At 50.7% G+C, this 11,143-nt stretch carries 11 protein-coding genes; all 11 read right to left on the bottom strand.

Features of this window, described 5'->3' with window-relative positions:
* Positions 1–110: 110 nt before the first annotated feature.
* The gene (locus ACKI3C_RS03590; protein ID WP_407402131.1) at positions 111–362 is read right to left on the bottom strand and encodes a zeta toxin family protein; all 252 of its coding nucleotides are present in this window, start codon (positions 360–362) and stop codon (positions 111–113) included.
* Positions 363–661: 299 nt separating this feature from the next.
* Positions 662–2,053, bottom strand: coding sequence for a C1 family peptidase (locus ACKI3C_RS03595; RefSeq protein WP_407402133.1), 1,392 nt, complete (start codon positions 2,051–2,053; stop codon positions 662–664).
* Positions 2,054–2,126: 73 nt separating this feature from the next.
* Positions 2,127–3,323 (bottom strand): ABC transporter permease, encoded by a 1,197-nt coding sequence (locus tag ACKI3C_RS03600; RefSeq protein ID WP_407402135.1) that lies wholly within the window; start codon positions 3,321–3,323, stop codon positions 2,127–2,129.
* Positions 3,324–4,496 carry an ABC transporter permease gene (locus tag ACKI3C_RS03605; protein WP_407402137.1) on the bottom strand — a complete coding sequence of 391 codons (1,173 nt, stop codon included), beginning with the start codon at positions 4,494–4,496 and terminating at the stop codon, positions 3,324–3,326.
* Complete coding sequence (locus ACKI3C_RS03610) at positions 4,493–5,506, bottom strand: HlyD family secretion protein (protein ID WP_407402139.1); 1,014 nt, start codon at positions 5,504–5,506, stop codon at positions 4,493–4,495. Before ACKI3C_RS03610 ends, ACKI3C_RS03605 begins: the two co-directional genes overlap by 4 nt.
* A gap of 28 nt (positions 5,507–5,534) precedes the next feature.
* Positions 5,535–6,974 (bottom strand): TolC family protein, encoded by a 1,440-nt coding sequence (locus ACKI3C_RS03615; RefSeq protein ID WP_407402141.1) that lies wholly within the window; start codon positions 6,972–6,974, stop codon positions 5,535–5,537.
* A 192-nt stretch (positions 6,975–7,166) separates the two neighbouring features.
* Complete coding sequence (locus ACKI3C_RS03620; RefSeq protein WP_407402143.1) at positions 7,167–7,349, bottom strand: hypothetical protein; 183 nt, start codon at positions 7,347–7,349, stop codon at positions 7,167–7,169.
* 90 nt (positions 7,350–7,439) lie between these two features.
* Positions 7,440–8,492, bottom strand: coding sequence for a 3-dehydroquinate synthase (gene aroB / locus ACKI3C_RS03625; RefSeq protein ID WP_407402145.1), 1,053 nt, complete (start codon positions 8,490–8,492; stop codon positions 7,440–7,442).
* A 40-nt stretch (positions 8,493–8,532) separates the two neighbouring features.
* Positions 8,533–9,261 carry an HAD family hydrolase gene (locus tag ACKI3C_RS03630; protein WP_407402147.1) on the bottom strand — a complete coding sequence of 243 codons (729 nt, stop codon included), beginning with the start codon at positions 9,259–9,261 and terminating at the stop codon, positions 8,533–8,535.
* 112 nt (positions 9,262–9,373) lie between these two features.
* The gene (locus ACKI3C_RS03635) at positions 9,374–10,069 is read right to left on the bottom strand and encodes a DUF5715 family protein (protein ID WP_407402149.1); all 696 of its coding nucleotides are present in this window, start codon (positions 10,067–10,069) and stop codon (positions 9,374–9,376) included.
* 55 nt (positions 10,070–10,124) lie between these two features.
* A complete protein-coding gene (locus ACKI3C_RS03640) occupies positions 10,125–10,724 on the bottom strand; it encodes a nitroreductase family protein (protein WP_407402151.1) in 600 nt (199 codons plus the stop codon).
* Positions 10,725–11,143 lie beyond the last annotated feature (419 nt).

An 11,143-nucleotide genomic window follows, 5' to 3' on the forward strand; every position in this document is an offset into this window, starting at 1 on the left:
GCAGGACAATACCTGAATAACCCCCACCGCCGAACGAAGTGGCGGTGGGGGTATAGTATCAACAAGCAGATGCGTCCAGTAGGACGCTAATCGGAGCAAATAGGTGAAATTCAGATTGTTCCATATGCTAAAGTTGAGTTACTTAAGCATTCGTATCTTTTCTCGGTAGCTAAAACTGCTGCTTTATGTACTGCTTCGGGAGAATTCCAATCACCAAAGGTCTCTTGAGCTATATTATCAGGGTTAATGTAAAGGCTATCTTCAGCCCATTCATTAGCTAGAAGTTGCTGTGTTGTAGTAGTCTTGCCCGATCCATTGGGCCCTGCGACAACACACAAGGTGGGACGTCGATTGGTATTCATCGGCTTGTAGCTCGTTTTTGTTTGATGTTTGAAACCGTTTCTGCTAACATGCGGCGCTTCGCTTCCTGGGCTCGTGCTGATGATTCACGAGCAGCAGCAGCGACTTTCTCCATGATTGCGTGAAGCATCTCGTCTGTAGGTTCCTCCATAGATGTGAGACGATATGATCTTAATAATTCCTCTGACATTGCTAATATCTGTTTGGGTTATGTGAATTATGCAAAGTTACATTTTTTTCTGATAATCATCTTAAAAAATATGGGATGATTTTTATGAAAGTTTGCAAATGTTGATTCCCCTTACTCGTCGGGGAGGAACAGGGGGTCGTCGGTGGTGAGCATTGTTGGTTTTTGGTCATACTCTTTGAGGAGCGAGGTGGGGACGTATTGCTTGTCGACGACTAGGCGGAACATGTATTCGTTGAACCACTTGTCGGTCATGAGTACGTATCCCTTGTCGCAGCTCTCGGCGCTCCATGAGTTCTCCACTTTCCACTTGATGGGGTTGCCTTGTGCGTCGAGGTCCACTGCGGTGAGTGTCATGGCGTGAGTAGAACCGCTGTCGAATGTCATGATGCGCTCGGCCTTGTTCATGGTGAAGTCGGTGCCCATGAGCGAGGCATAGTCATATAGCTCAGTATCGGCAATGCCAGTCTTGCGGTCCATCATCTTGCCGGCGTCGTAACTAGAGTAGAGTTTGCGTCCGTCCTTGAGCGATGCGATAGCCATAGCCGCAATTTCCTCCATGGGTAGGTTGAGGTATTTCCAGTTGTGTCCGTCGTAGGTGTGACGATCTAGATCCACCTCGTAGGTCTTGTGATAAGGGTGGCGCGGGTCGTTCATCACCATGATGAAGCTGCCATTTATGGGGCCGCCCACGGTCTCGCGGTAGAACTCCTGCGGTGTGAAGGTGCGTGGCTCGTCCTTGGGATTGCCGTCCTTGTCGGTGAATGTGTAGGAGAACGACTTCACGGGCTCGCCCAGCGTGAGGCATAGCATGTTGTAGATTGTGCCCAGCATCTCGGTCTTGCGGGCCTCGATGGCTTGCTTGCTTTTCTTCTCGGCAACCATCTTGCGCAGTTCAAGGCCATATTCACGCAGTTTGCTCTTGATGAGGCGAGTCATGCGGGTAGTGTTCTCGGCCGAGTAGGTCTCGGGCATCACGGTCATGGGCACGAGTCCATACTTGTCGGCAAGGTCGGCAACACCGCAGAATGTGCCGCCGTCGTTCACGGGATTCTGGAAGAGGTATTGCACCTTCTTGTCGGTGATGGGTAGTGCTGCGTTGTCGATGACGCTCTGTAGCATGAGGTTAGACTTCTCGAGCTGGTCGTAGAAGAATGTATATACGTGGGAGTATTCCACGCACAAGGTGTCGTTGTGAGCCTTGGCAAAGGCCGCTCGCAGCACGTTGAAGCCGCTGAACATCCAGCAACGTCCTGATTGTTTCTGGTTGTGGATGTTTTGCTTGGGTGTCTCGACCGAGAATGTCTTGTTCATCGAGTTCTTGGCAGCATAATTTCGAGCCAGGTCGTCGATGGAGTTAGTGGCAACGGCATTGAACAGCGCTTTGCTGGTGGGTTGTGCTTGGTGTTGCTTCTCAATGCTGGTGAGCATTGCGGGCGAGATGCCTTGCGCTGTGGCTACAGCTGCACATGCAGCGAGTAGGAGTGTGGTGATATTTTTCTTCATAGCTATTGTTTTTGTGCAAAGGTAGTGGTTTTTACCGAGAAACAAAAGGCGCGAGAAGAAAAAAACGCTTCGTTCAATTCTTGGTGTTCTTGGTGTTCTGGCGACGAGCAATGAATTTCTCCACTAGCGATGCTGTGACGAAGTAGAGACCGCACAGTAGCCACAGCATCAAGTAAGACTGAGACTGAGCAGCAAGCGATGCGCCATTACTTTGCATTGCAATGTATCCTGTTGCCCCCCAGGTTGAGGGAATGAGGTTACCCATCGCAATCCAGAAGGTTCCCATTGATTGACGAGGCCATGAGATACCGCTGAGGAACACAAACAAGATAGAAGTGAATGCCAGTGTAATAAATGTTGCCTCACGTCCCTTGACAATAACCTTAAAAGTTTGCGAGAAGAATGAGCAAGCCAGGATATAAGGCAATGAGAATATCATGATTTCAATGGCATGTCCGTTTTGTGGGAAATCAAAAATCTTGGGCACCAGCAGCAGTGCATATAGTGTGGGAACTACATATACAAGTGTGTGAGCAATGGCACGACCCAGAACCGACACGACAGCTGGCACTTTGTGCTCAAGTGGGTCAATACCGCCATTCATGCGACGACGGTCGCGCACACCACCATGCAGAACTCCCACACCCAGCATCATGCTCTGTTGCAAAACCAGTGCAAGAATACACATCAAGACTGATGAGCCTAGTCCCATAGCGGTGTTGCCTAATGGCACTTGAGCGCTCACGATTGTTCCTCCGCCAAGGCCGATGGGGACAACCGACGCTTTGGCAGCCTGTATTTTTCCACTGCGAGCTTGTTGCACGGCTGTGGTAGCCATGAGAATTTGGCGATAGCGCATCATCACGCTCATATCACAATAGACATTAACGTGCGCTTGCTCTCCTCTACCCAAATTCAGGGCGTAGTCGCGTGGGAAATTAATGATGCCATAGCAGTCATGGCTTGCCATTGCACTGCGGGCCTCCTGCATGTTGGCTGCATAGGCAACGACCCACACCTCGGGTGTGGCATCAAGAGCGCGCACAAACTCGCGACTCTCGCGGCTGCGGTCGTCATCTACTACAATCACCTTGAGGTCGCGTGGAATCTCGGTGTTATAGACAAGTGAATAGAGCAAGGGGTAGGCCATACTCACTACCAAGAAGAAGATGATAACACCCACGTCGCTGAAGGTAAGTTTCAACTCGTGCACACATGCTTCAAGAACATGTAGGGGCGATTTTAATATGTTATTAATAACTTGTTTCATTTATGGAACATAAACGGGGTTTTGACATTCATGCTTGATGCGCCACATCAATGGAAGTGGCAGCAGCACATAGCCAATGAGAATCGCATAGTGCATGCGTGAATAGTACAGGTCGATGCCGTTGAGAGCTTGATCGATACTAATGAGGAAATAGTGCTTGATGGGAACAATATAACCAACTGCATTAATCCATGGGTACATTGCCTCGGATGGTAATGAGAAACCACAAAACGAGAACGACATCATACCAAACAGAGTACACAGGGTGGCACTCTTGCGATAATTAGGAGTCACACAAATCATGAGCAGGGCAAATGACTGGCAAGCCAGCACTAATAGTGGCATGGCAAGTATCATGTGCCACGGGTTGCAGTGAAGTGGCAGGTAATTAATCTTAAACATAATCAGCTGCATGACCCATCCCATTGTGGTAAATATCACACTGTGAGGGATTAATTTACTGGCAATGGCAACCATAATTGACCCGCCTGCGGTGTTGAGCCACTCGCCACATGTGTTGTACTTGAACTCATTGCACACGGTGGTGACTGTGGTGAGCATTACTATGAGTGCTAGCAAGCAGGGCAAGAACGACATGTTCAAGTAGTAACTATAGTTGGTCCAGGGGTTGTTAATGCCATGCACATGTGTGAGGATGGGTTGCAAGGTGGCAGCTACATCATTGGGACTCAAGAGTCCAGTTGCGTCAAGCACTGTCTTGACGATTGCACCATTAGCCAGCAGACTCACGGTCTTAAAGCCCTTGTATTGAGACGATGACGGGGTAAAGTAGGCATAGTTTACATAGAAACTAACCACTGGTTCCTTGCCGCCCAATGTCTTTTCCTCAAGTTTCTCAGGGATAAAAATAAATCCCAGCACTTCGCCACGTTGCAATGCCATCATTGCCTCGCCATGCGATGCACAGTGCATCTTGATGTCAACACCCTGCATAGCACTGAGGTTGCGTTCCAAGTTGCGCGACATTGACGAGTTGTCAAGATTAACCACAGCGATGGGTACATGCTCCACAGCACCCTGGCTCATGAGGTCAATCAAGAAGCCACAGCACACTATAGGTATTACCACAATCATGAGTAGTAATGCCTTGCGTTCAACCAGTTGCACCAGGCTGCGCTTGAAGGAATTTAATATGATTGCCTTGAGACTCATTCACCAAGAATTACTGACATACCTGGACGGAAGTTCTCGATGTGAGCTGTGGGACGCACTCTTACTTCGAAGGTCTTGCTGTCAAACTGTCCGTAGGCCTTGGTAGCACTCCATGCTGCGTAGCTGCCACGGTCGTGCACATAGTAAACCTTCATCTTTACTTCCTTGTTGTCGAGGGCGGGGATGGTCACTGTGATTTCCTTGCCCACGGGCAGGTTGCTGAGTTTCTCCTCACGCACGTTGAACGATGCCCACATGTCGTCGAGTTTAGACACCGACATCACAGGTGCGCCCAGCGAGACGAGTTCTCCCTCGTGGGGATAAATTTCGCTCACTTCGCCATCGCAGGGAGCGATGAGGAACTGATCTTCAAGCATCGATTGCACCTCCATCACGCTACCCTTGGCAGCGTTGGCCATGCTGCGAGCAGCTTGCTTGTCCTCGGTTTGTGCACCGTTTTGTGCCATATCATATTGTGACTTAGCCGCTTTGACAGCTGCCGAAGCGCTCTCGTAGGCTGCACGTGCCTCGTCGCGCTTTTGCTCGCTGATGACGCCTTGCTCATAGAGGTTTTGCATGCGCTGGTAGGTCTTCTGGGTGATGGTCTCGGCAGCGATGGCTTGTTGCCACATGTTGTAGGCTCCTGCCTTGAGCTCGCTGCGTGTTCCTGCCTCGGCTTTCTGGCTGGTAGCAGTGGCTGCGTCTTGCATAGACTTGGCCTGGAATAGTTTAGCATCAACAGTCGAAGAGTAGATACTTGCCAGGGTATCGCCCTTGTGGACGAATTGACCCTCGGTGACATAGAACTTGACTATGCGTCCGGGAAGCTTGCCCGACACGCGCACCACGTCGCAGTCGGCCTGACCTTGTGTTATTTCGTTAGGAGGAGTGATAAGTACCATTCCCAAGATTGCAATTGCTGCCAAAATCACTACAAACACCGCAAGTGCTGCCAGCAACGCTTTGTTTTTTTTGCTCACAGCCTGAGCATTGTTGTTTACGTTTTCCATATTGTGTTGTTTTATATTTTACAAGGGATTAATATATTTTGAGTTCTCCCATGACTTTAGAGAGATATACGTCGCACAGGCGCACGTTAATCTCAGCGTCGATTTTCTCGCTGTTGGCAGCCAGCCATGCGGTTTGGGCCTTGAGCACTTCGTCGCTTGTAGATACTCCTTCCTTGAATGCTACCTGTGCCATGCGCAGGTTTTCCTCTGCCACGCGCAGGTTCTTGCAGGTCATGTCGTAGGTCTTGTAGGCCTCTTGGTACTTGAACGAAGCTTGGTTTACCTGCAGTTGTACTTTCTCGCGCACGTCATCGAGCTCTACTTGCTTCATGCGAGCCTCGGTGACAGCTGCTTTATACTTATTGGAGAGACCTCCCCAGTGCCAGATGGGGATCTTAACCATTGCGCCCACTGAGAATGCAAACCCGAACTTGTTGGCAAAGCCATTGTAGGTGTTTGGGTTCATGGCATGATATGCTCCCACAGCAGCAATGGTGGGTAGCATCTCGCTGCGTGCAACCTTGGCTTTCTGGTCAAATATCTTCACGGCAAGTTCTAGCGAGTGGATGTCATGACGCTTGGCATAGACGTTGTCCATGTTGAATGTGGCAGGTCGCAGTGTGGTTTCGGCAAGAGTCTCCTTGTCTTCGTCGGCGAGTGTAAACTGGTCGTTGATGGGCATTCCGCACACTTGTGCTAGCAACATGCGTGAGAGGACGAGGCCGTCGTTAACCTTGGTTAGGGCTATCTGAGCCTCATTGAGCTTCACATCTACCGAGAGTAGGGTAGTGCGTGTAGCTACTCCTTGCTCCACGAGTGCCTTCACGTCGTTGTCGAGTGATTCGACCAGCGATACATACCCCTCGGCAAGACGTTGCTTTGCCTTGAGCGAGACTACCTGCCAGTAGGCTGCATCGACATTGTAAATCACGTCCTCGACCTTGCTGTCGTGCATTGATATGGCAAGATCCTGGGCAAAATGAGTGATTTCGTTCATTGCCTTGATTTTGCCGCCCATGTAGATGGGTTGTGTCACCGTGATGGCTCCAGCAAAGACATTGTGCGTGTTGAAGGTGAGCGCATCCTTGGGGAGGAGCGCCATTTGTAGTGGCACGGGTGTGCCATTGACGATGACGGGTTGGCCAGTAGAGGGGTTCACTAGCAGCTCGTACTCATAGTTCTGGGTGAGCGGGTTGAATGTCTTGACGGGGAGCAACTGGTCCTTGTCAACAAGTGAAAGGTTCTTTTGGTTATAGGTGTAAGCACCCTCGAAGTCCACCGAGGGGAGATAGGCAGCAGCGGCTTCTTTGCGCTGATAGCCAGCTTGCTTTATCTTAAGTTCGGCGGTTTTTATTTCCTTGTTATTGCCAAGCGCCATGGCTCGGCACGAGTCTAGAGTTACTACACCCTGTGCTGCAATTGAAAAAGAAGTGGCGGCACAAAATATTATACTTAAATATCTCAACATATAATTATATACATTATAATATATCAATGCACAAAATTAATGATAATTCATGAAATACACAACAATAATTTCACATTTTTACCATTAAAATTTTTATTTTGAACACAAAGTGGAGTTGTGGGTAAAGGGAAATAAGCGTCAAGGCTCCATAGCCATGACGCTTATATGATTGGTTTTTTATGAGAAACATGGTTATCGATCCATGTCATCAAGGTCAAACTCTCCGTTGAGTATAGAGCGGTCATCAATAAAGTCGCTATTGCTCCACTCATCGTCGCTATACATGTAGTAATCTTTGTTCCAGCACGATGAGAGCGATATTGCGATTGTGGCAGCAGTAGCAATAATCAATATGTATCTCTTAATATTTTTCATAATTGACTGCAAAAGTAGTCAATTTTTTTGAATAATCGTGCATTATTAGTGTTTTTTTTGTCATTTGGGCGGTATTGTGATGATGGCAGCTTATATTCCCATGAGGTCACGGTAGATGTCGAGGGCAGCTTTCATGTCGTCGTCGGTGACGGTGACGCCGGTCTCGATGTCGCCGCATGAGCGCAGCAGGCTGCAGTTGATCTCGCCGTGCACGCTTTTCTTGTCGTGGTGCATGTAGTTGAGCAACTCGGGGTAGTCATCGCAGGTGATATAGAACGCGCCGTAGTTGTCGCGCACAAATTGCGCAAGGCGTTGCAGCGATGCACTGGCCATTTTCATCTTCATGTGCGAGAGCACGGTCTCGGCCACCAGGCCCCATGCCACCGCATAGCCGTGCGGGATGGGTTTGCCGCGGTGCATCGCCATGCTCTCGAAGGCGTGGCCCACGGTGTGACCCAGGTTGAGCGCGCGCCGCAATCCCTTCTCGTGCGGATCTTGCTCCACGATGCGCTGTTTCACCTTGACCGAGGTCTCAAGCAGCGACAAGAGCTGGTCGAGGCTTGCTTGCTGGATGTCGTAATCCAGCAGGCGTGCAAATTCTTCTTCACTATCGAGCATACCATGCTTGATCATCTCGGCATAGCCGCTTTTAAGTTCGGTGTGAGGTAGTGTGGCAAGGAAGCAGGTGGAGATAATCACTGCACAGGCCTCGCAGAACACGCCCAGCTCGTTTTTCAGTCCGTTGAAGTTAATGCCAGTCTTGCCACCCACAGCGGCATCAACAGCACTGAGTAGCGTGGTGGGACAGTTCACAAAGTCGATGCCGCGCTTGAATGTGGCTGCTGCCATGCCGCCCAGGTCGGTGACCACGCCGCCGCCCAGGTTGATGAGCAGCGAGTGGCGTGTGCCGCCGTTGTTGTCGAGCTCGGTCCACACTTGGGTGAGCGTGTCAAGGTTCTTGTGGGTGTCGCCGGCGGGGATGGTGATCACGTGTGCCCAGGCTATGGTGTCGCACTGCACGTGCGGCAATACCTCGCGGCTGGTGTTCTCATCGACGAGGACGAAGATGCGGTTGTAGTGCTTGCCGCGTGCTACGGTCGAGAGTGCCGCTGCCACATCATTGGTGAATATGAGTTGTTGCATATCTATTGTGATTTTGGCGAGAGTATAATCGACTTTTCGATTAATCCTTTGCTTCAAGTAATGCGGGGAGTGCGGCGAGCAGGGCTGCCATGTTGGGATATACCATGTCGGCTCCAGCCTTGTAGAGTTCTTTTTCGCTGATGGGGCCAGTTGTGACAGCCACGGTGAAGCATCCTGCGGCATGTCCGGCCTGTACTCCTAGCGGTGCATTCTCGATGACGATGCACTCGCTTGCCTTGACGCCAGCCTTGCCGATGCCTTTGAGATAGGGTTCGGGATTGGGCTTGCCGCGTCGCACGTCGTGTCCTGTGACCTTGCGGTCCTCAAAGATGCCGGGGTAATCCTTGTCGATGCGTTCAATCAGCGATGCCTGCTGCGAACCGGTGACAAGCACGCTGTTGATGCCTCTCTCCTTGAGGGCGTTGAGCACGTCGATGGTGCCTTCGATCACGGGAACTTCGCCCAGCTCGCGGAAGTAGCGTCCCTTCACGCCGTAGAGAGCCAGTGCCTCGTCGTCGGTGATTATCTTGCCTGCACCGGTCTTGAACTTGGTCTTGATGACCTCGGTGCCCACCATGCCTTCCATAGCGTAAAACTCATCGCGTGTGCACTTGATGCCGTTCTTGGTCATGAGTTTCACCCATGCGCGTGAATGGTTTTTCATCGAGTCGAAGAGCACTCCGTCGCAGTCAACGAGGGCTGCCTTGATGTTGAGTTCCTTGATGCCTGCATACTTCAGGTAATTGGTGATAGCGTTTTGTTCAGTCATTTTGTTATTATCGTTATTTTCGTTAATATCGTTATTATCGTTATTATCGTTATTATCGTCAAGAAAAAAGTCATCGTCATCGTAGCGAAGCGCATCGTCATCGTCAAGAAGATTATCTTGTTGTCACGTGGAAGCATCCGCGCTTGCGCTCGTAGATGACGTAGCAGTAGTTGTGCTCGCGCTTGTCTTGGATCACCTCTGCTAGAATGGCTTTGAGGTCCTGCTCTGAAATCACAAAGCTGGAGTCGCGGCAGTCGAAACGTGCAAAGCTGATGTCGAAAGTTGTGCCATAGAGGTGGCAGGAGCTGTCGGTCGCAGCGCGGTTGCGTCGCTTGAGCCGCTTCACGCTGTTGTGAGTGCGCATGAGGCTGGTAACTATCATGCGATACTCCTTGCCGCCGCGGGCCTTGATGGTATCGCGAAAGGCATGACCTATGTCGTGCAGCAGTGCTGCGGCACGTGGCACGAGGTAAGGCATGGAGTAGGTGAGGTCATCCACCACAAAGTCGTCGCAGGTTTTCACCTTGACAATGTTGTGGCTGGTCTCGTAGATGCCGTCAAGACTGTGCATGGGTGCTATGCCCAGGGCACGTGCAGCAGTGAGCTGCAAGTCGTTAGTGTCGCGGAAAAACTCGGAGTAGGACGTGGGTGGCAGGTGCGACTCTATGCTGTGCACCACACCGTCGAAGGGGCCACTTTCCACAGGTGTCTCCTCTTCCTCGGCAAGCAGGTGCATGTAAGACTCATCGACCTCACACTCGTCGGCCTTCATCTTGTCGCTGGAGCATGCAGTGAATGCTGCTAGCACACAACTGGTGGCTATAGCTGAAAATACAAGATATCTTAATCCGCTGAAAGTCATCTTAATGTCCCACTGATTGCACTAGAACCACACGCTTGTTGCTGGGCAGTTGCATCACTTGCGGCAACTTGTCGTGGTCAAACATGCCGCGCACAACTGTCTTGAGCCCACTGGCAGCGCAGTAGAGATACACGTTTTGCGACGCAGCTCCCACGGTGTAGCCTTGGTACTCGGTGCTCTTCTGCTTGTCGGTATCAACGACAAAGGCCAGGTTGATGGGTGCTTGCTTGGCAAACTCCTGCTGTCCGGCAACTTCGCGGAAGTCGCCCTTGACAACAACGGTGAGCGTGCCGTCCTCGGGATTGTAGCGGCTTATCTCGGTGGGAGTGATGACATACACGGTGAGTTCCTGGCGGTTCATCGCAGTGCCCACGGTGTGCTTGCCGTCGTGTGTGATGCCCCACGCCGCCCACAGCATGTTGCTGAGGTCTTGCTTGGTGACTGGTTGATCGGGGTCGATGTCGCGGCTGCTCATGCGCTTGCTCATTGCATCCATGAGGGGCATACCTCCTGTGGTTTGGGGTGTGGGAAGGACTTCGGCGCAAGCACAAAGCGAGCTCACGCTGATAACTGCTGCTAAAATAGTTTTACTGAGTTTCATGTTTTAAAAATTAGTATGATAATTAGAGTACAAATTTACAAAAAAATCTCCATAGCCAAGCCGGTAGCCGTTTATTATTATGTAATATTAATATTTCCCTGTGGCAAAAGTAACTATTCAGCAATGGAACTCCCCGCGCGGATCTCACTGAACTCACTGATTTTTTCATTGAATATATATATTGTGGTTTTTTTAGACCTCAGGGAGGTCGTAACTTTGGTTAACCGTTGGTCGCAGACCTGCGGGCTGCCGGTGGGGGGTGTGAAGTGTAACAAAATCGCGGTTGAAGACCGCTACCTCGAAACGTGCAAGGTTGCGGTCTTCAACCGCAGTATAGTGTATCGCGTTTACCCTGCCCTGCCTTCGCTTGCGCTCAGTTAGGACAGGGTTATGTGCAGAACTGCGTTCTGCGTGTCGGC

The organism is Sodaliphilus sp., assembly GCF_045598405.1.
GTDB lineage: Bacteria > Bacteroidota > Bacteroidia > Bacteroidales > Muribaculaceae > Sodaliphilus > Sodaliphilus limicaballi.